Source organism: Clostridiales bacterium, assembly GCA_015243575.1.
Classification (GTDB): domain Bacteria; phylum Bacillota; class Clostridia; order Peptostreptococcales; family Anaerovoracaceae; genus Anoxybacterium; species Anoxybacterium hadale.
The window spans coordinates 738,047-763,516 of record CP042469.1; the positions used below are offsets into that span (position 1 = coordinate 738,047).

General features: G+C 43.3%; 20 protein-coding genes. 12 read left to right on the forward strand and 8 right to left on the reverse strand.

The genetic code is table 11. From position 1 onward, the window contains the following. The first annotated feature begins 73 nt into the window (after positions 1-73). From FRZ06_03100 to FRZ06_03150, 11 genes are all read left to right on the forward strand, one after another. Positions 74-2,728, forward strand: coding sequence for a sensor histidine kinase KdpD (locus FRZ06_03100; protein QOX62416.1), 2,655 nt, complete (start codon positions 74-76; stop codon positions 2,726-2,728). Next, entirely contained in the window at positions 2,718-3,416 is a 699-nt protein-coding gene (locus FRZ06_03105) for a response regulator transcription factor (GenBank protein QOX62417.1), read from the forward strand. The genes FRZ06_03100 and FRZ06_03105 overlap by 11 nt, the downstream gene beginning before the upstream one ends. Before the next feature lie 38 nt (positions 3,417-3,454). Continuing rightward, positions 3,455-4,591: a cell wall-binding protein gene (locus FRZ06_03110; protein ID QOX62418.1), complete on the forward strand. Its 1,137-nt coding sequence runs from the start codon at positions 3,455-3,457 to the stop codon at positions 4,589-4,591. A 115-nt stretch (positions 4,592-4,706) separates the two neighbouring features. Continuing rightward, on the forward strand, positions 4,707-5,249 hold the full coding sequence (locus FRZ06_03115; protein QOX62419.1) for a DUF1697 domain-containing protein: 543 nt from the start codon (positions 4,707-4,709) through the stop codon (positions 5,247-5,249). 110 nt (positions 5,250-5,359) lie between these two features. Beyond that, positions 5,360-5,860, forward strand: coding sequence for a cupin domain-containing protein (locus FRZ06_03120; GenBank protein ID QOX62420.1), 501 nt, complete (start codon positions 5,360-5,362; stop codon positions 5,858-5,860). Positions 5,861-6,201: 341 nt separating this feature from the next. Beyond that, a complete protein-coding gene (locus FRZ06_03125; GenBank protein ID QOX62421.1) occupies positions 6,202-6,573 on the forward strand; it encodes a DUF2089 domain-containing protein in 372 nt (123 codons plus the stop codon). A 17-nt stretch (positions 6,574-6,590) separates the two neighbouring features. Next, positions 6,591-6,962, forward strand: a complete 372-nt coding sequence (locus FRZ06_03130) for a hypothetical protein (protein QOX62422.1) — start codon at positions 6,591-6,593, stop codon at positions 6,960-6,962. Between the two features lie 143 nt (positions 6,963-7,105). After that, entirely contained in the window at positions 7,106-7,366 is a 261-nt protein-coding gene (locus FRZ06_03135) for a hypothetical protein (protein ID QOX62423.1), read from the forward strand. A gap of 129 nt (positions 7,367-7,495) precedes the next feature. Then, a complete protein-coding gene (locus FRZ06_03140; protein ID QOX62424.1) occupies positions 7,496-7,975 on the forward strand; it encodes a sigma-70 family RNA polymerase sigma factor in 480 nt (159 codons plus the stop codon). Continuing rightward, positions 7,972-8,832: a DUF3298 and DUF4163 domain-containing protein gene (locus tag FRZ06_03145; protein QOX62425.1), complete on the forward strand. Its 861-nt coding sequence runs from the start codon at positions 7,972-7,974 to the stop codon at positions 8,830-8,832. The genes FRZ06_03140 and FRZ06_03145 overlap by 4 nt, the downstream gene beginning before the upstream one ends. Before the next feature lie 212 nt (positions 8,833-9,044). After that, positions 9,045-9,734 carry a TerC family protein gene (locus tag FRZ06_03150; GenBank protein QOX62426.1) on the forward strand — a complete coding sequence of 230 codons (690 nt, stop codon included), beginning with the start codon at positions 9,045-9,047 and terminating at the stop codon, positions 9,732-9,734. A 231-nt stretch (positions 9,735-9,965) separates the two neighbouring features. On the opposite strand, the gene FRZ06_03155 is transcribed toward FRZ06_03150, so the two are convergent. Next, positions 9,966-10,310 carry a P-II family nitrogen regulator gene (locus tag FRZ06_03155; protein ID QOX62427.1) on the reverse strand — a complete coding sequence of 115 codons (345 nt, stop codon included), beginning with the start codon at positions 10,308-10,310 and terminating at the stop codon, positions 9,966-9,968. Between the two features lie 22 nt (positions 10,311-10,332). Further along, the gene (locus tag FRZ06_03160; GenBank protein QOX62428.1) at positions 10,333-11,571 is read right to left on the reverse strand and encodes an ammonium transporter; all 1,239 of its coding nucleotides are present in this window, start codon (positions 11,569-11,571) and stop codon (positions 10,333-10,335) included. Between the two features lie 293 nt (positions 11,572-11,864). Here FRZ06_03160 and FRZ06_03165 point away from each other — a divergent pair, with 293 nt between their 5' ends. Beyond that, entirely contained in the window at positions 11,865-14,774 is a 2,910-nt protein-coding gene (locus FRZ06_03165) for a HAMP domain-containing protein (GenBank protein QOX62429.1), read from the forward strand. Between the two features lie 46 nt (positions 14,775-14,820). Here the strand turns inward: FRZ06_03165 and FRZ06_03170 are convergent, their stop codons facing one another. From FRZ06_03170 to FRZ06_03195, 6 genes are all read right to left on the reverse strand, one after another. Next, positions 14,821-16,452: a DEAD/DEAH box helicase gene (locus FRZ06_03170; GenBank protein ID QOX62430.1), complete on the reverse strand. Its 1,632-nt coding sequence runs from the start codon at positions 16,450-16,452 to the stop codon at positions 14,821-14,823. A 366-nt stretch (positions 16,453-16,818) separates the two neighbouring features. After that, the gene (gene hydA / locus FRZ06_03175; GenBank protein ID QOX62431.1) at positions 16,819-18,222 is read right to left on the reverse strand and encodes a dihydropyrimidinase; all 1,404 of its coding nucleotides are present in this window, start codon (positions 18,220-18,222) and stop codon (positions 16,819-16,821) included. Positions 18,223-18,398: 176 nt separating this feature from the next. After that, positions 18,399-19,910 carry an NCS1 family nucleobase:cation symporter-1 gene (locus tag FRZ06_03180; protein QOX62432.1) on the reverse strand — a complete coding sequence of 504 codons (1,512 nt, stop codon included), beginning with the start codon at positions 19,908-19,910 and terminating at the stop codon, positions 18,399-18,401. 226 nt (positions 19,911-20,136) lie between these two features. Further along, positions 20,137-20,751 carry a TetR/AcrR family transcriptional regulator gene (locus FRZ06_03185; GenBank protein ID QOX62433.1) on the reverse strand — a complete coding sequence of 205 codons (615 nt, stop codon included), beginning with the start codon at positions 20,749-20,751 and terminating at the stop codon, positions 20,137-20,139. Further along, positions 20,751-23,885, reverse strand: coding sequence for an efflux RND transporter permease subunit (locus FRZ06_03190; GenBank protein ID QOX62434.1), 3,135 nt, complete (start codon positions 23,883-23,885; stop codon positions 20,751-20,753). Before FRZ06_03190 ends, FRZ06_03185 begins: the two co-directional genes overlap by 1 nt. 10 nt (positions 23,886-23,895) lie before the next feature. Next, entirely contained in the window at positions 23,896-24,975 is a 1,080-nt protein-coding gene (locus FRZ06_03195) for an efflux RND transporter periplasmic adaptor subunit (protein ID QOX62435.1), read from the reverse strand. Between the last annotated feature and the right edge of the window lie 495 nt (positions 24,976-25,470).

Genomic DNA, 25,470 nt, shown 5'->3' on the forward strand with positions numbered 1-25,470 from the left:
AAGTATAAAGAGTTTCCAAAACCCATTGATTTTAACAGCAGATCAAGTAGAATACTCTCAGGCGGTGATGATAATGGATTGGGAGAAGAAACAGAACCCCATAGGGGTCAGAAAAAAAGGGAGACTGAAAATATTCCTCGGATATGCTGCTGGCGTGGGGAAAACCTACTCAATGCTTGACAATGGAACTGAGAAGCTGAAGAGCGGTGTTGATACTGTCGTGGGCTTCGTTGACCAGGGATCAGGCCAGGAAACCCTCAGCCTTCTTGAAAGGTTACCGATTCTTCCTTTAAAGAGCATTTCACACGGCAAATTGCAGCGCAGGGAGTTTGACGTGGATGCAGCGCTGGAACGAAAACCAGAGTTGATACTGGTTGATGATCTGGCTTATACAAACCCGCCTGAAATGAGAAATCTGAAACGGTATCAGGACATTGAAGAACTCCTGAATGCAGGTATCGATGTCTACACGACGTTGAATATACAGAATATAGAAGGCTTGAGCAGTATTGTTCAGAGTATCATTAAGGTCAGCCCCGGGAAAACCATTCCTGATTATATTTTTGATCAGGCTGATATGATTGAAACCATTGATTTTGCACCAGAGGAATTAATGAAGCGGTTGGAGGAAGGCAAAATCTCCCGCCATGCTAAATCTGGAAATACGATGAAATATATTTTCACGAAAGAAAATCTGCGCCTCCTGAGAGAGCTTACCATGCGAAAGGCTGCAGACCGGCTCAGCAATGATAATCAGAGAGGTGTACCGACGAGGGATTCTCTTGTCAGAACAAAGTTTCTGGTTGTGATAAGTGATGGGGTGCCTTCGCCCAATTCAATCCGGTGGACAGCAAAGGCAGCAGACGTTTTTCATGCATCATGGACGACTGTTCATGTAGATTCTCTGAGAAGAAATCATGAAAATGAGGTGCAGGATCAGCTCGATCTTGCCAAAAAACTTGGCTCCGAAACAGTAAGGCTGAACGGGCACGACGCTGCTGCTGTCATAGCAGAGTATGCAAGGGTTTCTGGGATCTCAAACATCGTGATTGGAAAGGTCAGAAATCAAAGAAGCATAAAGAGACTGTTTGAAAGAGAGCTGGAGGATGAACTTTTTGCTCTGCTGCCCAATGTGGAACTTCATATCATACCGGAAAGTTTTCCGATGAAGCATCGAAAGCTGAGAAAACTAAAGCTTACGGAAAATATTGTATTGTCATGGGGTGATACCATGAAAACATTGGGTATATTGGCCCTTGCAACACTGCTTTCCAAGGGTATTAACACTTTTATCTATGATGATCAGAATGTTATTACCGTATACATTTTATCTGTGATGATTATCTCCAGAATCACAAACGGGTACTTTTACGGTATGACAGCTTCATTTCTGAGCGTCCTGCTGTTTAATTTCTTTTTTACCATACCCTATTATACGTTTGCAGCGCTTCAGCCTGAATATCCAGTTACGTTCATGATTATGTTCATTGCAGCATTTCTGATTAGTACGCTAACAATGCAAATTAAGACACAGGTGAAGATCTCCGCGGAACGGGAGCATCGAACAAAGCTTCTTTATGAAATAAACAAGAAACTGCTGCAGACAAGAGGACTGGAAAGCATCGTGAAATTGACAAGTGAATACATTACTCAGATTTTCGATCGTGCCGTAGTAATTTATACAGAGGATCCTGTGAATCCAGCATCGGGGTATTACATGGAATCATCGACAGACCCGTATACTGCACAATTGCGGCGAGAGGAAGAACGAGAAGCTGCCCATTGGGTTTATCTCAATAAGAAGAAAGCAGGAGCCGGAACGGAAACACTGATGAATGCAGGGGCGCACTATATGCCGATCCTCTCACAGGGCAAGCCCCTTGGTGTTGTCGGAATATCCTGCGCAAACGGGAAGCTGGATCAGAACAGTATTATGCTTTTAAGAATGCTTGTATCCCAGGTAGCCATGGCTCTTGAGAGACAATTTCTATCTGACGAACAAAGGCGAATCCTTTTAGATTCGGAAACAGAAAAGATGAGAAGTAACCTGCTGCGGGCAATTTCGCATGACATCCGGACGCCGCTCACCGGAATTTTGGGCGCATCCTCCGTCATATTAGAAGCAGGGGAAACTCTGGATCAAGTAACCCATGACCAGCTCCTTTCCAATATAAAAGAGGATTCGCAATGGTTGATCCGTATGGTGGAGAATCTTCTTTCTGTCACGAGAATTAACGAAGGAACGATGAATGTTGCTAAATCGCCGGAGGCTGTAGAAGAAATAGCAGCAGAAGCGGTCAGCCATGTAAGGAAACGCATTTCAGATCGGAAAATAACAGTAAAAGTTCCCGATGAACTGTTGATGGTACCTATGGATGGGATGTTGATTGAGCAGGTATTGATCAATCTTTTGGAAAACGCGATTAAGTATTCTTCGGTGGAAACCACCGTTGAACTGGAGGTCTTCTCCAAAGGCCAGTTTGCTGTATTTGAGGTTCGGGATTTTGGTAAGGGCATCTCTGAAGGTGATCTCGGTAATTTATTTGTTACAAGGCTGCCAGACAATGGACACAGTACTGATTCTTCAAGGGGAATGGGAATTGGTTTATCCATCTGCAGATCCATTATAAAAGCCCACGGAGGTAAAATGGAAGCAGCCAACAGAGAGGCTGGGGGGGCAGTGTTCCGTTTTCTTCTGCCCTTGGAGGGAGCACAAGATGAATCATAATCCTTTGATCTTAATCGTTGAGGACGATGCGTCCATCTGCAACTTCATAGCAGCTGTATTGTCAGCAAATCAATACCATCTAATCAAGGCTGAAACGGGAAAAACCGCGGTCTCACTGGCTGCTTCCCATTGTCCTGACCTGATTTTGCTTGATCTTGGACTGCCAGATATGGACGGAATTGACGTCTTAAAAAGCCTTCGGGAATGGTCCGGCATCCCCATTATTATCGTATCTGCCAGAGGACATGAAAGGGAGAAAGTCGAGGCACTGGATCTGGGCGCTGATGACTATATCACAAAGCCCTTCGGCACTTCAGAGTTGCTGGCTCGAATCAGAACGGCACTGCGCCACAGCCAAAAACCATTTACAGGAGCATCACGAAGAGATAGAATATCATTAGGTGAACTCGAAATCGATATCGAAAAGAGACTTGTTACAATGAAAGGCAGAGAGGTACACCTGACTCCCATCGAATATCGGATCATACTGCTGCTCTCTCAAAATATGGGGAAAGTACTGACCTATGACAATATCATCAGAGAAATCTGGGGACCATATACCAATGAAATCCAAACCCTACGGGTGAATATGGCCAACATCAGAAGAAAGCTGGAAGAAAACCCAGCTGAACCGAAATATATTGTAACCGAGGTCGGAGTGGGGTATCGGATGGTAGAGGAAGTCTGATCAGAAGCTATCACAACACAAAAGGGAAGGGGAAAGAAATGAAAAAAGAATGGAAAGGGTTTCTTTGCGGTGTGCTGGCCACATCGCTTATTTTTGGTATGTCTTTCACGGTATTTGCCGAAACAGCAGGCAAGGCAATAACCGTCGCTTACCGCAATATCAAGATTTATGTGGATGGTGCCGAGGTTGAAACCACAGATGTCAAGGGAAATCCAACGGAAGCGTTCCTCTACAATGGAACAACGTACTTGCCGGTCAGAGGTTTGGCTGCGGCATTAGGGAAGGATATTGCATGGGATGGAAACAGCAATCGGGTTTATATCGGATGGATCCCAGAAACGATGAGACCTGTTGTTACGGTTAGCACTGCGGAAGAATTCCTCAAGGAGATCGGTTCCAATAAAAAGATTGTATTAAAGCCGGGGGTTTACAATCTTTCAGCTGCAGATGAGGGAAGGGGTCTGATGATTTCAAATATCAATAATCTTACGATTGAGGGGGCGGAGTCCGGTAAGACGGAATTTGTTGTAGACTCTCGGTATGCCCAGGTGATGAATTTTATAAATTGCAAAGGCATTACAATTAAGAATATCAAAGCAGGTCATACACCGTCAGAATATGAATGCGATGCTGGGGTGCTGCTCTTTGACGGCTGCAGTGACATTTCTGTGAGCAATTCAGAGCTTTACGGCTGCGGCAGCATTGGGGTAACATTGCAGAACACCAACGGCTTCTACGGATACGATCTGGATATTAACCATTGTTCACTGAGAGCAATTGAAATCCATGATTCCCAAAATGTTTTGTTTCAAGATTCCCTGATCCGGGATCATGAAGCTTACAGCAATATTGTCTACATTGCACGATCGGAAAGCGTTACGTTTCGGAACAGTGCGTTCAAGAATAATAACAATTTCCTCTGGAGCTTCTTTGAATTATCTGAGAGCGCAGATGTGTTAATAGAAGATTGCCGCTTTGAAGATAATTCCAGAAAAACTGACCCCGATTGGGAAAATGTAAGCTTTTTTAATGTGGGGGAAGATATGACAGGAGCCGGCAGTTCGCTTACCGTACGAAATACGATCATGAAAGGAAACAAAAGCGATTTGCTCACGAGCAATAAAAAGGCTGTTACATTTGAAAATTGTACGATGAGCAATAACACTTGGAAATAGCTGGGGCGGCATGCTCAAAAACTGGCTGCTGCATGTTCCTGCCGTCTCGCGGTTCCGGTAACACAAGGGACGTAGTAGAGAAGGTGTACCGGAAGCATCAAAAAAGGAGGATGTTATGAGGTATATTGCATTGCTGAGGGGCATCAATGTAGGCGGCAATAATAAAGTTGCTATGAAAGATCTGAAAGCTTGTTTTGAACGCATGGGGTTTTCAAATGTGATAACCTATATCAATAGCGGAAACGTTCTTTTCAGTGGTGAAAAGCAAGTGATGACAGAGCTGATTTTGTTCTGTGAGGAAACCCTGAAGAATGAGTTTGGATTTCCCATCAGAACCATGGTAATTTGCGAAGACGACTTTCAGGTGGCCATGGCCCATGCCCCCGATTGGTGGGGTGATGAACCGGAAGTGAAACATAACGTACTCTTCGTTATACCACCTGCTACCGGGGAAGGCATCGTGAAAGAGATCGGAGCAATTAAACCAGAGTATGAAAAGGTTGGCTTCTATGGAGCTCTGATTTTCTGGTCAGCGCCTGTCAAAACCTTTTCCCGAACAAGATGGTCAAAGATTGTAGGCACCCGTGCTTATCAGGATGTGACCATCAGAAATTCCAATACAGCTAAAAAATTGTTGGAACTCTTACAAGGTGACTGACCTGGACCAAATGATGCTGGGTTGATTGAAGCGAATACGGAATTGTTTGGCTTACTGGCTTACAATAGACCGATGGCTGATGATATGAGAAAACTGATGGGGGGATTACTATGGCAGTGATTATAAAGCATAATGAGCTTGAGTATGCGGCGAAAGAATCTGCAATTTCCGAATTTGCTCTACTGACTGGAAAGAAACAATCTGGAGCGGAAAAGCATATGAAATATGATATTCGCATGCTTGAAGCCGGGAGGTTCTCCTTTCCCTATCACTTTCATCGCAATTCAGAAGAACTCTTTGTAATACTTTCAGGGTGTGCTGTGCTGCGAACTCCCACGGAGTTTTTTGAAGTGCATGAGGGTGATGTGATATTTTTTGAGATGGGACCGGATGGAGCGCATCAGCTGTATAATCACACAGCTGAGCCATGTCGATATCTTGACCTGCGTACTGTTTCCGGTCTAGACGTTTGCGAATATCCGGATTCCGGAAAAATCAATATCTTGCCGGAACAGGAGGTTTATCAGACCGGAGATCAAGTTGACTACTATCAGGGAGAAGCGCAGGTCCGCGATAAATGGCCGGAGTCCGTTCTGGAAAAGTCGCGGTAAAAAGAATAGAATATCAGCACAGCTTGAATCGATAAATGAATTATTATGCCGTTTTGAAATCTTCCGGTGAATTGATCCGGTTGTCTTCATGCGGCTTTTTTATTTTACAGTGGTAGTTGGAAAAATCGCTTTCAACGGAGGCGTGGAGGGAATCTGCTGACTTGGACTATAAAAAGTTAAGTGGTTGGCATAGATAATCTAAGTGAATAATTAAGAATTATTAATATAATTAATTTAAACATTAATAATATTAATAAAAATGCTAATATTATTGAAAATACCTATTGCTTTATTTCAATAATAGTGATATTGTTGATTTATGGAAAAGGAGCGTGAGAAATATGTCCTACAAAGTTATCGGAAAATGCCCTGTTTGCAGTTCTAAGCTAAAAGCGATCAAACTGAAATGCAATCAATGCGGTACTGCCATAGAAAATGAATTTGAACTTTCCAAGTTTGAATATCTCAGTGCGGAGCAGCTGAACTTCATGGAAATCTTTGTGATGTGCAGAGGGAATATCAAGGATGTGGAGCGTGAGCTTGGAATATCTTATCCGACGGTTCGGTCAAAACTGGATGAAGTGATCGGCGCATTGGGCTATCCGGTTTCGAAAAAGCCTGCCGTCAATCAGAATGAAATTATTGATCTGCTGGAAAAGGGAGAAATAACAGCGGATGCGGCGCTAGCGATGATGAAAGAAAACAAATATTAATAAGGAGTGAAATTAAAATGAAAGAGGATGTAAAGAGAATCTTAAAAATGGTGGAAGAGGGTAAGATCGATGCTGACAAAGCGACCGAATTAATAGAAGCAGTGAATGGAAGCAGCGAAAGTCAGTCCTTAATTGTGGCAGACAGAAGGGATAAAATGCTGCGCATTAAGGTTTTAGGAGGAGAAGCGGACACGGTGAATGTGAACATTCCTGTCAATTTTCTGAAGTCCATCGGAAATGCCATCAACAATGTCAAGATACCGGGAGTATCAGAACAGGAAGGAATCGATATCAAAATGATTATGGAGGCCATCGATTCCGGCTTGGAGGGAAAGATTGTTGATGTGAAAACATCGAAGGGTGAGTTTGTGGAAATCAGCATTGATTGATCAAAAGAAAACCCGTAATAGATTGCTCAAAGGGCCCCTTAAGAATGGTTAGAAAGGATTCTGATGCACTGCTGAAAAGGGTCTCGTACGATTTATGGTAGGGTCACCATGAATTAAGAATAACACGGAAAGGAATACTGGGAGTGAAGATTTATCTCAAGGAAGGGGAAGGACGGCGATATATGATTCCTGCACCCCTTTGGCTTGTAAAGGCGGCACTGGGAATCGGAGGGATTGGTGTCAGTGCAGCAAGAAAATATGTTCCAGAGAACCAGCGGATCTACTACGACAGTATTGATTTTAAAGAACTGAGCAAGGGCTTCGACGTTCTAAGTCAATATAAAGGACTGACTATGGTAGATATCAAGGCTAAGGATGGAACGGAGCTAAAAATTATTATATAAGGAAAACAGAAGACTGCAGCAAAACAAAAATTTGCTGCAGTCCTTCCATTTTATGTAGTTTAAATATTTTGCATTGGTAAAAACTTTTTAGCAGACCGGTTTGTCTAATCATTACAAGGAGGTAATACAATGTCAAGAAAAGAGCTGTTTGAGAACTACATAACGGAAAACATTGACAGCATATATCGGTTTGCTTATACGATCACAAAGGATCAGGGGGATGCCGAGGACGTGGTAAATGAGAGTGTCATCAAAGCGCTGAAAGCGCTAGGTTCACTGAAAAAAACTGAGTATTTAGGAACATGGTTTTATCGGATTGTCGTGAATACCGCAATGACCTATCTTAAGAAACGGAGCAGAATTGTCTATCTGGATCCAAAGGATATGGAAGAGCTGAAGGATCAGGGAGAACCATATGCTGATTTGAATTTTGAGGAAATGATCAAAAGGTTGGATACAAAATATAAGAGCATTATCGTACTTCGGTATTTTGAAGGTATGGCTCTCACTGACATCGCCTACGTTTTGAATGAAAACCTAAATACGGTGAAAACCAGATTATATAAGGCTTTACAGTTGCTTCGCAGTGATATGGGGGGATCGTTATGAAAAAAAAATTGGAATTTATGAAGGAAGAATATATGAGATTAAATGCGTCTGAGGAATTGAAAGCTAGAGTTGCTGAAACTATGAACAAGCAAGGGAATAAACATTTTACTCTTCGAAGAAGGACAGCAGGACTCGCAGCTTGTATTGCTGTGCTGCTCATAGTATCTTTGAATGTAAGCCAGTCACTGGCGGCGACCATGGCGGACATGCCGGGAATGAGCGGGATCGTCAGAGTATTGACATTTGGTCGGTATGCAGTAGAAGATAAGGGCTTTCATGCGGATATTGTCACACCGCATATCGAAGGCCTTTTAGATAAAGAGTTAGAAGAGAAACTGAATAATGACTTTAAAGAATATGCCGATTCGGTAATTGCGGCTTTTGAGAAGGATGTGAAGGAATTAAAAGAAGAGTTCCCTGATTCCGAGATTCATTATGGGATCGACTCCGGGTATGAGATCAGAACGGACAATGATAAAATACTGGCCATCGATATCTATTTGGTGAATACGGTGGGCTCTTCTTCAACTACTCATAAATTTTATACCATTGATAAAGCATCAGGTAAACTGATCACGCTGAAATCACTTTTTAAAGATGGTGCTGACTATGTTAGTGTGCTGAACAGCTATTTGGTAGGCGAAATGAAGCGGCAAAACGAAGCGGATTTGAATATGTTCTGGGTCGATGATCCGGAGATGGGTTCCTTTGAAAGCATTCGTCAGGATCAGAATTTCTACATCAATGAAGATGGTTTGCTTGTAATCTGCTTCGATAAGTACGAGATCGCTCCTGGAGCATCCGGCAGTCCAGAATTTGTAATTCCGGAAGATATCATTCGAGATATTAGGAAATAGAGATAGACCTATAGGTGGATTGACAATAAAAAAGGAGTCTGTAATGGGGAAAAACAGGCAGTGAGAAGAAGCTGCCTGTTTTTTGAAATATCTTTACCGTCGAAGGAGGATTTCTGTTTACTGCAAAAACCCCATCATGGTATAATGAATACAATATACAAAACATTAAAGTCAATAAATTTACTCATCGATTTAGAAAGGTATCTACTACTATGGAAATTCTAGGATTATCTATTACTCAATTTCTTACCGGTATTTTGTCTATCGTTATGATTGACTTGGTTCTTGCAGGAGATAATGCCATTGTCATTGGTCTTGCCTGCAGGAATCTGCCGAAACATATGCAGCTCAAAGCGATCTGCCTTGGAACTGCAGGGGCTATTGTCATAAGAGTGCTTGCAACGCTTGTCATCGTATGGTTACTGCAGTTGAAAGGCCTTATGTTGGGCGGCGGTGCTCTTTTGATTTGGATTGCCTATAAGCTGCTTGCAAAGCCTCAGAATCATGATGATGTAAAATGCTATGATTCGTTGCTTTCTGCAGTGGTTACAATTATTGTAGCAGATGCAGTTATGGGGATTGATAATATCTTAGCCATCGCCGGAGCCTCCCATGGAAGTTATGTAATGGTAGTCATCGGGCTTGCAATCAGTATTCCAATCATGGTCTTCGGCAGTACACTGATCATCCGCCTTATGGAAAAGTTCCCTATTATTATCGATTTTGGAGCAGCTGTGATTGCATACACCGCAGGGAATATGATTACTGAGGAACCTCTATTGCATCATTTCTTCCTTCGTCAGGAGATAAAGTATGCTTTGATCGGAATCATCATTTTGGGTGTTCTCGTAGCTGGCCGTCGTATGCGGAGAATCTGTGAAGCAGCATCCGATAGAATGTAAAGCAAGAAAAACTTTCATTCCTACTTGCCATATTAAAAACCTCCTCTGATAGATTCGATGTTTGATTCTACCATAGGAGGTTTTTAAATTCCTATTTTTCAGTTGTCCTGTTTTCCAGTCTCAATCCATATTCTGCATCAACCAAGAGGTTTCTCCAAAATTCTTTACAGACCCGAATAATATGATGTTCCATAATGGCTACTTCGCAGATGGCGCTGTGTAATAATTATATTAATTAATTGCGTCAGTGCCGGTTTCCATCGTGCGGATACGCATTACAGAACGCAGGTCGTAGCTGAATATTTTTCCGTCACCTGCATTTCCAGTGTAGGCTGCTTTTTGAATTGCTGTGATGGCTTTCTGTTCCCACTCTTCGTTGGAGACGACAATTTCAAATTTCACCTTTGGGCGGAGCATGAACTCTACCTCTTGACCGCGTACAATTTCAGTATAGCCCTTTTGAGTACCGCAGCCTGAAACCTGAAAAACAGTAATGCCGGTTACTTCAACTTCGTTTAAGGCTTCCTTGACATCTTCAAGCTTTTCCTCGCGAACAATAGCTTCTATCTTAATCATAGAACAATTCCTCCTTTTCTATTTAATCAAGCCCGTGAAATGCAGGATATGCGTGTTCACCGTGCTGCGTGATATCAAGTCCAATCAGTTCATCCTTCTTATCAACACGGAGCTTTGTGAACATACGCACAATACCGGATGAGATAAGAGTGCCGACAACTACTACTACGATTGTAATAAGGATTGCGACCGCCTGCCTCCAGAGAAGATCGCCGCCGAAGAATAAACCGTTAGCCGCTCCCCAACCATCGATAGAACCATCATGGAATAAACCAGTCATGAGACCACCGAAAATACCTCCAATTCCGTGGCAACCAAATGCGTCGAGAGCATCATCAATTTTAAGCACTTTTTTGATCAATTTGATACCAAAGTAGCATACGGGAGAAACCAAAAGTCCAATAAGAAATGCTGCCCAAAGAGGTACAAAACCGGCTGCAGGGGTGATTCCAACAAGACCGGCAACCAATCCGGTGCAAGCTCCAACCACAGTAGGCTTTTTGTTGATGATCATGTCGATAATCATCCAGGAAACAAGTGCTGTTGCCGCTGAAAGATTTGTTGTCATTAAGGCGTGAGCCGCAAGACCATCAGCTGCACCTGCCGAACCGGCATTAAATGCGTCCCAGCCAAACCACAGGAGGCCTGCGCCGATGACTACAAACGGAATGTTGTGAACCCGATACTCCTGCTTTTCATAGCCCACTCTTTTGCCCAGAAGTATTGCGAGAACCAGTCCCGTTGTACCGGATGCAATATGTACAACATTACCGCCTGCGAAGTCAATCGAACCAAGCCCACTGGCCAGGAAGCCGCCGCCCCATACCATATGGGCCAAGGGATAATAAACGAGGAGAGACCAGATTGCAATAAAGGGAATCAAAGCATTAACCTTCATTCTTCCTGCTACAGAGCCTGTGATAATCGCCGGGGTAATAAGAGCAAACATCATCTGAAATGCAGAAAATGTAAATGTAGACACACCTCCCTCAGTAAACGTATCACTGCCTGTAATTCCGTTATGGAATAAGTTTGTAAATCCTGCGGAAATCACTGGCCCACCATCAGCCCCGAATGCAAAGTTCCAGCCAAAAGCCCACCAAAGAATCATTCCAACTCCGAGAATAAACATAGAGTTAAACATGTTGTTTACAACATTTTTGCGTCTGCCAAGACCCCCGTAAAAAAAAGCTAATCCCGGCGTCATAATGAACACCATCGCTGCACAAATAATTAAAAATGTATTGCTTGCATAGTCCATACCTATTAACCTCCAAACTTAAAAATGTAAGCGTTTCTTTTTCCGCAGGTTAATACTGCTGAAAAAAAAATGCCGTACAGGTATTCTCTAGAAAAATACCTGTACAGCACCTTTGCTGTTCCTTTACTATTGATAAATATTAGCACAATGCATAACACTTTGCAATATTGTTTTTTAAATTTTCAGACAAATAACTTTACCATGTTTTAACAATGAATTAACCTCTCTTTTACAATCACAAGTTACAATGATAAGGACAAGACCGCAATGACGAAAAGAAAGAAGGTATTCTATTGAATCAAATAGGCATTCGAAAGAAATTAATTTCCGCATTTATCTTGATAGGACTTTTTACACTTGTGTCTGGAATCTTTGGGATCGTAGGTGTTAACAGCACAAATGCAAGTACGAAAGATATCTATCAAAGCCATTTTATCCCTGCTACCTATTTATTCGAAATACAGAAGAATTTGATGAAGGTGAACGATTATTACATCTTAATGCTTTATGAGAAGGATATCCTTCAGACGAAAAAACGGCTGGAGGAGATACAAAAACTAAAGGGAGAAAATCAACTGCTTTTTGAGGCATATGAAGGAAGCGGCGATGGGATTCCTGACATGGGACTTTATGAATCCATGAACGAGCATCTTGCGAATACTGATGAGATCATGGCCCGTTTGGGAACCTATTTAGGCAGCAACAATTATGTTGATGCCATGAATCTTGCTCCTTCCTTTCATTCAGGGATCAATCTGGTAAATAAAGATCTTCAATCACTGATAGATAAAAATATAAAGCTGGCAAACAGCTCCATTGCAGAATCCCAAACGGCGTACCTGACCTCCATCCTGTCTGTTCTTGCAGCAGCGGTGTTGAGCCTTATTGCAGCTGCCTCTGTCGGAGCCTACATATCAAAGAGGATCAGCCAGCCTATTACAGAACTTTCTCATGCTGCTGAGCAGCTGGCGGTGGGAGACCTTGGGGTTTCCGTTCACACAAATTTGAAGGATGAAATAGGAATTCTGGTAGATTCCTTTAACCGTATGACAGAAAACATGAGACAGCAGGCTGACATCGCAGAAAGTATCGCAGCGGGAAACCTGAATGTCGTAGTTCGCACGCGCTCAGACCGAGACCGACTGGGCCAGAGTATGCAGTCTGTGATAAAAACACTAGGATCTCTGATGACAGAAATTAATGAAATGACTGAAGCAGCCGGCGCAGGTCGCTTTGAACACCGAGGATTGGCGGAATCTTTTCCCGGTGGTTACGGTCACATCATTGATGGTATCAATGCCACGATTGAAGGCTTCACCAAACCGATGCAGCTGGCTTCTGACTATCTGAGAAGGATTAGCAGAGGAGAAATTCCCCAGGAAATAACAGAAATCTACACTGGTGATTTCAACGATATCAAAGATAGCATCAATACTTGTATTCGTGCGGTTAATGCCATGATACAAGATGTAAACCTCTTGTCAGATGCTGCAATTCAAGGAAAACTGGATCTACGTGCAAATTCGGATCTTCATGGAGGAGACTTTAAAAAAATAGTTGCCGGGATCAATGATACTCTTGATGCAATCACTGCTCCTCTTTATACAGCAGGGGAATGCATGACGAAAATTGGGCAGGGAAAAATCCCAGAGCCGATTCATGAGGAGTATTACGGTGACTTTCAGAATATCAAAGACAGTATTAATTCCTGCATCGAAGGCCTCCATAGTCTTGAGGAGAGCAGGGCGATACTGGAATGTATGCGAAATAACGATTTCAGCAGGCGCATGGAAGAGAGTGCACTTGGGGTTTACGGCGAGATCGCAATTTCCATTAATGAAGTTTCCGAGCAGATCAATCGAATGATCGTATACATCAACCATGTTTCGGTAGGAGATCTAGAAGATCTTCCTGCTTTGAAAAAATCCGGGAATAAGAGCGAGAAAGATTTACTGACGCCAGCGGTTGTAACGATGCTGGAAACCCTGAATGCTCTGGTCGATGACACCAATCGACTTTCGGAGGCTGCTATAAAGGGAAACATTTCGGAGAGAGGGCAAGCGGACAGATATCTTGGCCAATACAGAACACTTATGGAAGGAATTAATGGTACGCTGGACGCGGTTGCGGTACCGTTCCAGGAAGTTTCTAGTGTGATGCGAGAACTGTCGGAAGGAAATTTAAGTGTAAAAATGCAGGGCGATTATTTGGGAGAGTATGCTGAAATAAAGGATGCTGTAAATCATACACTGAACAGTCTGACCGGTTATATCAAAGAAATATCTGCTGTACTGCATGATCTTGGAAGTGGTAAGCTGTCGGTATTGATTTCAGATGGATATCGCGGAGATTTTATAGAAATTCGAACATCGCTGATCAATATCACCGAGAATTTGAATCAGATGATGACAGAAATCGCAGCGGCATCCGGTCAAATCGCATCCGGTTCTGCTCAGCTATCGGAGGAAAGCAGAATTTTGGCTGGGGGTTCTGCGGATCAGGCAGGATCGATTCAGGAATTGATGGCCTCCATCAATGAGATGACTGCACAAATGAAGCAAAGCTCAGTCGATGCCGGGCAGGCCAGCGTACTCAGTGAGGAGGCTTGTAATCACGCCAGAACGGGAAGCACCAAAATGGGGCAGATGCTGGATTCCATTGAGAACATGAAAGAATCTTCCCTCAATATTTCAAAAATCATTAAGGCGATCGACGATATTGCATTTCAGACGAATATTCTTTCACTCAATGCAGCGGTGGAAGCAGCAAGGGCTGGGCTGCATGGAAAGGGCTTTGCAGTGGTTGCCGACGAGGTAAAGGTTTTAGCCTCGAGGAGCGCAGCTGAAGCGAAAAGAACTTCTGAATTGGTTGCGGAAACTATGAAAAGAATGAAGCAGAGCACTGACCTTGCCAGGGATACGGCATCTGTTTTCAAAGATATCGTGGCCTCTTCTGAGACTACTGCCGGACTCGTGATGAGCATATCGGGTCTGTCTGAGATACAGACAGAAAGGATGGTGTCAATCCGGCAGGGGATTGATAGCGTTTCTCAGATTGTTTGGAACAACAGCGCATCTGCTGAGCAGAGTGCTTCTGCAAGCAGACAGCTATCGGGACAGGCAGAGCTGCTGGCTGAGCTCGTTGGGCGTTTTCGACTTGCTGAAGTAGGGGATCCGCTAAACGAAGAAAACCCTTCCAAGTGATCTGGAAGGGTTTTCATTTTTATAAAATATCAATAAGTTTATCTGCTTATCTTCTACGATTGGGTTTGTTTTTCGGACCCTGACGCTTTGCCGCTTTTTCGATCTGTACCTTTCTGCCGCGGTGGGTGTAGTTTCTCATAGAATCCATAACTTCGTCAGCAAATTCAGATGGGATTTCCACGAACGTAAAGTTTTTATGAATATCGATTTCACCGATCAGCTTGCCGGCAAGAGAGGTCTTTGCGGCGATGCTCTGCACGATGTGTTTTGGCTGGATGTGATCCATGGTTCCGATATTCATGAAAAGGCGTGTCATGCCTCCCTTTTGATATCTGGTGTGGTCGTCATCCAAATCAGAATACTCATAGTTTCTGTTGTCCAGTTCTTCAAAAGCCATGCTGAAAAGAGCTCCGGCAACATCAAGGGTTGTCGCATCCGCTGATTCGGCCAGGATTTTTTCAATAGTGGAATGATATTTTGTATATCGTTCCGGTGATTCCAGGAGTGAAAGCACCTTTCCGATGGAGGCTTCTAGCTTAACCTCTTCCACGTCTGTGATCGTAGGCGGTTTCATTGGAAGAATTTCAGACTTCGTATATCGTTGGATGTCCTTCAGCTTGTAAATATCACGGCCAAAGATAAAGGAGTAGGAAACACCTGTTTTTCCTGCACGTCCTGTACGGCCGATTCTGTGTACGTAATACTCCTCGTCATTGGGAATATCGTAATTGAAAACCGCTTCAATATTGTTTACATCGATGCCTCTTGCCGCAACATCTGTTGCCACAAGGATTTCGATCATGCCTTTTCTGAATTTATTCATTACTCGATCTCGTTCTGACTGCTTCATATCGCCATGAAGTGCTTCAGCGGAGTAACCTCGCGTCTGAAGAGCAATGGTAAGATCGTCAACACGTTTCTTTGTATTACAGAATACCAAACCAAGCTTGATATTTTTGGCGTCGATCATGCGGCAGAGCAATTCCGGTTTGGAGCTATCCCTGACTTCCAGATAGTACTGTTCAATACTGGGTATTGTAAGCTCCTTATGAACTGTTTTGATCAACATGGGCTCTTTTTGATAAAGCTTGGTCAAATCCATAATTTCCGATGCCATGGTAGCAGAGAACAACAGCGTCTGTCTCTCTTCTGGTACCTGAGCAAGGATGGTATCGATATCTTCACGGAAGCCCATATTGAGCATTTCGTCTGCTTCATCAAGAATAATCATTTTTAAGTTTGCAAGCTTGAGGGTATGTCTTCTCATATGATCCATGACTCTTCCAGGAGTGCCGATTATAATCTGCGGTTTTCCTTTCAGGGCCTGGATTTGCCGTTCGATTGACTGACCGCCATAAATTGGCAGTATTTTTACGCCTCTTTTAAATTTACATACGTTCTTCAATTCTTCGGATATCTGGATCGCCAGTTCCCTTGTAGGACTCAAAATGAGTACCTGTACACCGCTTACATTCGGATCAAGCATTTCTACTGCCGGAATGCCAAATGCGCAGGTTTTTCCGGTACCAGTCTGTGCCATTCCGATAATATCTTTACCTTCGAAAATAGGCGGAATTGCCTTTGTTTGTATGGGAGTAGCTTCTTCAAACCCCATAGCACTGAGTGCCTTTTGCACATCATTTGATAGATTTAGATCTTTGAATAATATGTTTTCCATTCTTCTCCTTTATTTGTACTTTTATTTGAACTTTCAGCCTCAGTTTACAAAGATATAGACGGTCTAAAGATTGCAAATTAATGCTCTTTTAAACCAAGGCTATTTATTGTATTACAGTCATTTTAATCCGTAGGGTATTCGTATCATGATTGTTGACAGCAAGCCGAGAGAACCTGCTGAACTGAGATTTATTTTCTACATAACAATTAATTTTAAACTAAAAGAATGAATTATGCAAGGAAAAGTTGAAAATTGAAAAAAGGCTGTCTCATGCTGTAATGAGCAGTTTTTCGATCTTGCTCATAAGCCAGAATGAGATCAGCCAATTAATATCGTTTTAATTTTGCGAGCTTGGCGCCATAGTACTTAGAGTTTTGGGCCAGTCAGCTTGATCGGTTTACACTTGATGAGCTTTCCAGCACCTTTCTGTCCAAGGAACTCACCGTCTTTATAGACCAGATTTCCTCTGCTGTAAGTAGCGACAGGATAGCCCTTAACCTCAACGCCTTCCCAGATGGTATGGTCCAGATTACCATGCATTTCGCTATTGGCAATGGTTACGTTCTTTTCTGGATCATAAATAACGATGTCTGCATCCAGACCCGGCGTTATTCCGCCCTTTAGGTGGTCTAAGCCGAATAATTTTGCAGGGTTTGATGCGCAAAGCTCAACAGCTTTATTGAAGGTGATTCTACCCTTGTTTGCTTCGGAAAGCACATATGGATACATATTCTCAACTCCAGCGCATCCGTTGGGGATGGTTGTGAAGTTTCCGGGTTTGCCGTCCTTTGTGGTGATTCCCCAGTCTTTTTCCGCCTGAGTAAAGGGGCAGTGGTCCGTTGCAATGGTAGCGATGTCCCCGGCTTTAATGGCCGCCCAAATCGCATCCTGAGATTCCTGACCTTTCATTGGAGGAGAGCAGACAAAATCTCTTCCTCGTTCTCTCTTATACACTTCATTTGTAAAGTGAAGATACTGGGGGCAGGTTTCTGCGAAGATTGGATAACCTTCATCTCTTGCCTGTGCTACAGCTTCGACACCCTGCTTATCAGCGAGGTGAACGATGTACAGTGAGGTACCTGCCATCTTTGCAAGATTGATTGCTCTTACATCGGCCTCACCCTCAACATCTTCATTCTTGGCCATATAATGCCACCATGCATCTGTTTTGCCTTCTGCCAGATACTGCTTTACCAGTACGTTGTTAACGTCTCTGTTTTCGGCATGAACTCCTACCAAAGCACCAATCTTAGCAGCCTTCTGGAGTACCTGATAGAATGCACCATCATCTACACCAAAGTCATATACCATGAAAACTTTAAAAGAGGGGATACCGTACTTGACGGCATCTTCCATGGAATCCAGCAATTCTGGGGTGGTAACGTCACATACGCCTACGTGGAAGGAATAATCCACCGCTGCATCAGGAGCTGCCAGAGCATCTCTTCTTTTAATAGCGTCCAGCATGTTTTCACCCTTGCCCTGAAGAACAAAATCAAAGACTGTTGTGGTACCGCCGCAAGCAGCAGATTTTGTGCCCGTGTAGTAGTCGTCGGAGGAAATGGTTCCGCCGAAGGGCATAGCAAGATGAGTATGTCCGTCGATTGCACCAGGAAGAACAAGCTTACCCTGGGCATCTACAACTTCAGTTCCCTTTAAAGGCTCAATGTCTTGACCAACAGTAATAATTTTACCGTCCTTAACTGCGATGTCGGCTTTAAAGGTTGATTCTGCGGTTACGATCGTGCCGTTTTTGATCAATAAATCCAATTCAAAAACCTCCTTAGAATTTAGGCTGGAAAATCACGAAGTGATCATTCGTAGTTTTCCTCGTCTCACTTAAACTCATTTTTGTTGTCATATGAGCAGGAGCCCCTGGGTCACAAGGGCTCCTGACATTTATTATAATTTACATTATAATTTAAATTGTAATATTGGAACGTGAATTATCTTTCAGTCATTGCTTCTTCTTCTTCGTCACTTACGAAGGAAACAGTGTCATTCTTCATCAGAAGTACATAAACGATGAACGCGATTGCAAATCCGATAACATATCCGTTTGCCGCAACCCATTTCAGGGAAGCAACGCCCAGGTTACCCATGGTCGGAAGAATGAATCCGAGTACCCATGCGATGAGGGCTTTGATATTCCAGCCACTCTGGTACCAATATCTGCCTTCTTTACCCTGGAACAGAGCCATAACATCGATGTTTCTCTTCTTTACGATGTAGTAGTCAGCAATGAAGATTGCAGCTACTGGTGCCAGGATACCGCCATAAGTGTTCAGCCATCCGAAAATATAAGAGCCGGCACCGCCGAAGATCCACCAAGGACGATAGAGAACTGCAAGCAGGCAGGAAATGGTAACGCCCATCTTATAGCTGATTCTCTTAGGTGATACATTGGAGAATCCGTTTGCAGGTGCCACTACGTTTGCAGCGATGTTTGTGGTGATCGTTGCAAGGATAACACCTACAGAAACAATGAACTTAATGAATGCATTGTCAATCAGCGGCAGGACTGCGGTTGGGTCAAACATTGCAGTTCCCATAACAAGCTTGGTTGCCTGAGCGAAGATAGCGCCGATGAATGCACAGGCTGCCATCATGACAGGCATTCCGTACAGCTGTCCTCTGAACTGATTCTTCTGAGATTTTGCATATCTGGAGAAGTCAGGAATATTCAGTGCCATCGTAGCCCAGAATGCGATGTTGGCTGTCAAACCGCCAAGGAATACATAGAGGAAACCGCCGTTAGCGTCAACTGCAGCTGTATCGGTTGTAGCTTTGAGCAGATCGCCGAAAGCGTAGCCGCCTCCACTTGCAAGCGCAACAGACCATACGAAAAGCATAATCGTTAACACGATCAGAACAGGAGAACCGACAGCTTCAAGGTATTTGATGCTTTCGGAACCCATTACGGTTACCCACCAAGTTAATAATAAGAAAATTCCGAATCCGATAAAAGGAGCAGCAGCCATTTGTCCAAAAGCCGGAGCAAAAGAAGCAACCAGAGAAACGATTGCAGCGCCGCCGATCCAAGACTGTACAGCATTCCATCCACAAGCGGTGAGCGCTCTTGAAAGGGACGGCAGATGCGCGCCGATAGGTCCAAAAGCAAGTCTTGCAAATACAGGGAACGGAAGACCGTACTTTGTACCTGCGTGGGAGTTAAGCTGGATAGGAATGAGGATGATGATGTTTCCCAATGCTACGTTGAATACGGACATCCAAGGGGATAATCCCAGGGCAACCAATGAGGAAGCCATCGTGAAGGAAGGAATACATACGGACATTCCGACCCAAAGCATTGCGATGTGATAAGTAGACCAAGATCTTTCAGAGATTGGAGTTGGTGCCAGATCTTCGTTGTAATACTTTGACGAAGTTAGTTCGGCACGAGCGGCGTCAGTCAGTTCATATAAACCGCCGCTTTCTTTTTGCGTGTACTTTGACATTAAAACACCTCCATAAAATATACAGTTGTTAGATTATTACACGATCATTATACAACAGAATTACCCAGATGTAACTAGTTTTTTTATTTATTTGGGGAATTATTTTTTAACCTTCCAAATCTTCTGATAAATTGAAAAACCATGATTTCCTATACTAATATTGACAGGAAATCATGGTTTTATTCTTGTGTCAGGCTAACCGCCTTTTCTTTAAAATATTTGTTTCTCAGGCTTTTAAGCCATTTAATATCAGGGCTAAAAAGTCACTTTGATCCAGTTCGTCCATCTGACTTTCAGAGGCGAACTGAGATAAATCAACAGGGCAGAATTTTATACTGATAAAGTGGTGCACTGCACCCATAATGGCAACCGTTGCAAGAAGCGGATCGGATTTTCTGAATTCTCCCTGCTTGATACCTTGTTCTATAATCTGATGCATAATCCGGAATTTATCCGTCATAAGCTGGCTGATCGCTTCAATCAGAGCTGGGTTTTGAAATGCGTCTGATTTCAAAAGCAAATCCAAGACAAAGTGCTTACTAAAGGTGTATCTGGACGTATTTTCAAGCTCTACTTCGATGTACTTTTTTAATTTATTCTCACAATCAAGTTCTGCATTCAATAGATCCGGAAGTTTTTCATAGCCAGCAGCGACCTCTGTTTTAAACAGTTCCATGAAAATGGCATCTTTACTATCAAAATACTCATAGACAGTGCCTTTGCCAATTCCCGCAGCATCGGCGATGTCAATGATCTTTGCATCAAGATACCCTTTCTTTACAAAGAGCTCATAAGCCGCTTTCAGAATCATTTCACGCTTTGATTGCTTTCCTTTGGTCATTAGATTTCCTCCTGCAGCGCTAGCTTCTTCGCCTTTCGTTCCGCTTTTTTAGCAACCCGCTTCAGATGTTGATCATCCATGATGGAGTAGAATACCGGCACGATAATCAGGGTGATGATCGTTGAGAAAATCAACCCGCCAATAACAGTGATTCCCATAGGTGCCTGTATTTCTGCTCCAGTTCCAACGCCAAAGGACAATGGAAGAAGACCAAGTGTCGTTGTCAGCATTGTCATTACGATAGGACGAATCCTGAATTTGCCTGCATTGACAATCGCTTCTTCTCTACTGGCATATACCAGCTTATTCTGGTTAATAAAGTCAATGAGCAGAATTGAGTTATTCACGACGATACCGCCTAACATGATAATTCCCAGGAAAGCGACCAGCGATAATGGTGTGCCGGTCAGGAACAGTGCCATGAATGCGCCTGTCAGAGCAAAGGGAATGGCCATCATGATGATGAACGGCTGCAAGAGCGATTCAAACTGGGAGGCCAGAATCATATAGATGATCAGGATAGACAGCAATAAAGCGTAACCCAAACTTGTGAAGGATTCTGCCATTTCCTGTTGTTCTCCGCCTGTTTCTATAGAATATCCGGCAGGAAGCTGATAGTTCGCCAGTGCTTTTTCGATATCTTTCGAAATGGATTGCAAATCCCGACCGGAGATGTTTGATGATATGGTTACGGTTCGAATCTGATCCTGTCTGGTAATCTGGGATGGGGAGTTGTCGAAAGCAAACTCTGCGATTTCTCCCACGGTAACCAATTGTCCTGTAGGCGCCGGTATGACGATCTGCTTCAGATTCTCAACGGATTCTTTATACACGTCGTTGAGGGAAAGGATGATATCCGTTTCTTCTCCATTGGTCTTCAGTGTCGTGGCTGTTGCTCCATTCAGAGCGGATTCCAGGGACTTCGCCAGCTGATAGGACGTAATACCGTATTTTGCTGCATTATTTCTCTGCAGCATAACCCGAAGCTCAGGATTACCCTCGGTCATATCCGTCGAAACGTTGATTGTGCCCTTGATGCCTCGGATGACGTCAGCAATTTCGAGGGAAACGTTCTTAAGGGTTTCCAGATCATCTCCCTTTAGAACGATGGAAACTGGGCTCCCGTTACCGCCGGACATATTCATTGAGGAGGTTTCAGAAACGGTTAGCTTTGCTCCCACCAGAGTCTGTAGATCAAGAGTCGTTTGTCTTACAACGTCTGATGTGCTCCTTTTTCTGTCCTGCTTGTCGATGAGGTTGACGGTAACTGTGGCAGTATTTGCAGAACTCAGGCTGAACATGTTGCTGTTTCCTATTGCAACAGAGCAAATCTTTAGTTCTGGGATATTGGCTATCACATAGGACTCAATCTCACTGATAATTTTATCTGTATCTTCAAGAGATGTTCCAAAAGGAACTTCTGCTGTAATGGTGAAACTGCCTTCATCGCTGGTGGGAAGGAGCTCTCCTCCTACAAAAGCTACAAGAACGGAGGAGGAAATCAGGATGATCAGAGCCCATACAACGATTTTCTTTCGATGGCGGAGGGAGTATCTCAGGAATTTGAGGTATTCCTCCGTCGTATAGTTCATTCCTCGTTCAAACAAGGGCAGAAGCTTAAACTCGTATCTGCGTCCCAGAAGTTTTACATGGGTTCCCATATCTTTCGTATTCAATAATCTGGAGCATAGCATAGGAACGACCGTCAGTGCTACCAGCAGGGAGCAGAGCAGTGCAAAGCCGATGGTATAAGAAAATTCCTTAAAGATAGAGGCCGCAATTCCTTGCACAAAGACGATGGGAAGAAATACTGCAATCTTTGTCATGGTTGCTGCAAATACAGGCATGGTAACTTCCTTTGTACCCGCAATGGAAGCTTCCATTGCAGACATGCCTTCATCTCTTCTTCGATAAATATTTTCCATGACGACGATGGAGTCATCAACCAGCATACCGATGGCAACCGCAAGGCCGCTGAGGGAAAGAACGTTCATCGTCAGACCAGTGAAATACATGATAATAAAGGTTGCAACGATGGACGTGGGTATGGAAATCGCGATAATCATTGTAGAAGCAACATTTCGCAGGAAAAGGAAACAGATGATTACTGCGAGGATACAACCCATGATTGCCGTTTCGGCCACATTATAAATGGAATTTTTTATGTAGTCTGCCTGATCATAAGAGAAGGTAATCTCCAGATCAGGGTGAGAAGCTCTCAGCTTTTCAACTGCATCATTTACCTGCCTTGATACAACGACTGTATTGGCGGTAGATTGTTTTGTGATGCTGATGCCGATGGCAGGGGATTCGTTAACACGGCCGATGGAGGTTTGATCTTTCAGCGTTTCCTCCACGGTGGCAACGTCTTGAAGATAGACCACTTCTCTTGTTGGAAGAACGAAGGGTACGTGCTTGATATCGTCAAGGGAGCGGAATTCGCCGATGGTTCTTACCACAAGCTCTTTAGAACCCTTTTTAACATCGCCGCTGGGCAGACTGACATTCTCCGCTGCAAGCATACCGCTGATGTCGCTGAGGGTCATGCCGTAGCCGGAGAGTCGTTCCTGATCAAACTTCACGCTGATCTGCTTTTCCGTTCCGCCAAAGCTGCTGGCAGCAGCCACGCCTTCACTTCTTTCGAGTGCAGGGATGACATCATCATCAACAATGGTATTCAGCTTTTCCAGGGACATATCGCCCGAAACATAAAGCTGTGAAACAGGCATCATTGTGGGATCCATGGTTAGAATCATGGGTTTGGTCGCATTGTCAGGAAGATATTCAGAAATGATATCAACCTTTTCCCGCATGTTAAGGGAGGCGAAATTCATATCTGTTCCGTTTTCAAATTCGCATAAAACGATGGAGTTTCCTTCCATGGAATAAGAATAGATCGCCTTAATGTTTTCTACTGTTGCAATTTGCTGTTCCACAGGTTTTGTAACAAGATTCTCGATTTCTGTGGGGGCAGCATTGGGATATTGGATCATAACCATTGCATAAGGCAGCTCCATTTTTGGATAAAGGTCAATGGGCAGCCTTGTAAAAGATACTGCGCCGAGTACAACAATAATGAGCATCAGCATAATTGTTGAAACAGGACGCATAATCGCTGTTTTGGAAAAATTCATGCTATCACTCCTACTCTATAATGTTGAACTCTGAGTTTTCTTCAAGATATTCCTGACCTTTAATAACAATGGTATCACCGGCTTTTACTCCGCTTTTGATTTCGGCAAGATCCCCATTGTCCACGCCAAGAACTACATCTTTCAGTTTCACTTTGCCGTCTTCAATGACGGCAACTACTGTTTTTCCTGACTTGATCAGGACAGCACTTGAAGGAAGGGCTATAACGTTCTCTGTTTTCTCGGAGGTGATGACTACCTCTGCAAACATGCCCGGCTTAATGGAAGTTGTTACATTATCCAGAGTGACTTTCATCGGATACGTAAGGGAACCGGCCGCCGGGGCAGGAGACAGTGCAGTGACTGTTCCTGTAAAAGGAGTGTCGGAAGCAGAGGATACAAGAACATCAACTTTATCTCCTACTTTGATTTTGTTAATAAGGGCCTCAGATAGACTGGTGTCAATTTCCAGTTTGTCTATGTTGGCGATTGTTACTGCAGGGGCAGCCTGAGAGGCGATTGCTCCGGCATTGACATTGATCGAAGTAATATATCCGTCGATGGGAGCTGTTACAACGTAATTATTCATACTATCGCTTGCAAAGGTATACGCTTCTTTGGCTACAGTATACGTTGTTTTTGCCGCTTCGTACTGCTGCTGAGAAACTGCGCCTTCATTAAATAGCGTTTCCGTCCTGCTTAAATTAACGGATGCATCGTTAAGAGCTACTTTCGCCTGATTGTATGTAGTCGCAACTTGTGTTTTATCCATATCAAACAGAACAGTGCCTTTGGCAACCTTCTGTCCCAGCTCCACATAAACGTTTGTTACTTCTCCCATAGCTTTTGGAATCAATGCGACCTCTTCGACCGGTTCCAGTCTGCCGGTAAGAGGCGAGGTACTCTCTAACGTTGTGATTGCGGCAGTAGTTACTTTAATGTTGACCACATCACTGGTGACAGCCGTCTTATCTTCCAGTTTGCTGGAGATAACACGAAAAGCGCCGATTGCAACAATTAGTATTACTACTGCTAAAACGAATTTTTTCTTTTTGCTCATACTTCTGAAGCTGTCAAATTTCTTTTTACTCATTTTCTTTCCCCTTCTGCTGATAAGATACACCGCTACTGACCAACGGGTCAGAAGCACAGTTATTATATTAATAAAATAGGCAAATCATGTCAATACAAATCCGACCCGTGAGTCAAAAAAATTGCTGCTATAGTAATTTTTCGATTATTTAATCGAAAAATTTCTGCCGATACGTTATAATAAATGCGTATATGAAACAAAATCCTGTAGATTTTGCCCGCAGATGCATTTATTGTATCGGTGTGAAGCAAGCCGGAGCAGCGGCTTGCACTCATGATATAATAAATACAAAATCTGAAACCAAAATCCGAAGATTTTGCCCGCAGATGCATTTATTGTATCGGTGTGAAGCAAGCCGGAGCAGCGGCTTGCACTCATGATATAATAAAGAGGGTTTATTAAAAATCAATTAGAATCTAATTAGGAAATCATTGGAATCCGATTGGAGTTTTATAAAGTTGTAATTCGACAGCATCGATTGACAAAAACCGTATC

Excerpts from the sequence above, each read along its gene's own strand:
- FRZ06_03130 (QOX62422.1), top strand. The coding sequence starts at position 6,591 with ATGAAAGAGGATGTAAAGAGAATCTTAAAAATGGTGGAAGAGGGTAAG.
- FRZ06_03105 (QOX62417.1), top strand. The coding sequence starts at position 2,718 with ATGAATCATAATCCTTTGATCTTAATCGTTGAGGACGATGCGTCCATC.
- FRZ06_03150 (QOX62426.1), top strand. The coding sequence starts at position 9,045 with ATGGAAATTCTAGGATTATCTATTACTCAATTTCTTACCGGTATTTTG.
- FRZ06_03140 (QOX62424.1), top strand. The coding sequence starts at position 7,496 with ATGTCAAGAAAAGAGCTGTTTGAGAACTACATAACGGAAAACATTGAC.
- FRZ06_03120 (QOX62420.1), top strand. The coding sequence starts at position 5,360 with ATGGCAGTGATTATAAAGCATAATGAGCTTGAGTATGCGGCGAAAGAA.
- FRZ06_03125 (QOX62421.1), top strand. The coding sequence starts at position 6,202 with ATGTCCTACAAAGTTATCGGAAAATGCCCTGTTTGCAGTTCTAAGCTA.
- FRZ06_03185 (QOX62433.1), bottom strand. The coding sequence starts at position 20,751 with ATGACCAAAGGAAAGCAATCAAAGCGTGAAATGATTCTGAAAGCGGCT.
- FRZ06_03115 (QOX62419.1), top strand. The coding sequence starts at position 4,707 with ATGAGGTATATTGCATTGCTGAGGGGCATCAATGTAGGCGGCAATAAT.
- FRZ06_03180 (QOX62432.1), bottom strand. The coding sequence starts at position 19,910 with ATGTCAAAGTACACGCAAAAAGAAAGCGGCGGTTTATATGAACTGACT.
- FRZ06_03170 (QOX62430.1), bottom strand. The coding sequence starts at position 16,452 with ATGGAAAACATATTATTCAAAGATCTAAATCTATCAAATGATGTGCAA.
- FRZ06_03160 (QOX62428.1), bottom strand. The coding sequence starts at position 11,571 with ATGGACTATGCAAGCAATACATTTTTAATTATTTGTGCAGCGATGGTG.
- FRZ06_03155 (QOX62427.1), bottom strand. The coding sequence starts at position 10,310 with ATGATTAAGATAGAAGCTATTGTTCGCGAGGAAAAGCTTGAAGATGTC.
- FRZ06_03100 (QOX62416.1), top strand. The coding sequence starts at position 74 with ATGGATTGGGAGAAGAAACAGAACCCCATAGGGGTCAGAAAAAAAGGG.
- FRZ06_03195 (QOX62435.1), bottom strand. The coding sequence starts at position 24,975 with ATGAGTAAAAAGAAATTTGACAGCTTCAGAAGTATGAGCAAAAAGAAA.
- FRZ06_03110 (QOX62418.1), top strand. The coding sequence starts at position 3,455 with ATGAAAAAAGAATGGAAAGGGTTTCTTTGCGGTGTGCTGGCCACATCG.
- FRZ06_03190 (QOX62434.1), bottom strand. The coding sequence starts at position 23,885 with ATGAATTTTTCCAAAACAGCGATTATGCGTCCTGTTTCAACAATTATG.
- FRZ06_03145 (QOX62425.1), top strand. The coding sequence starts at position 7,972 with ATGAAAAAAAAATTGGAATTTATGAAGGAAGAATATATGAGATTAAAT.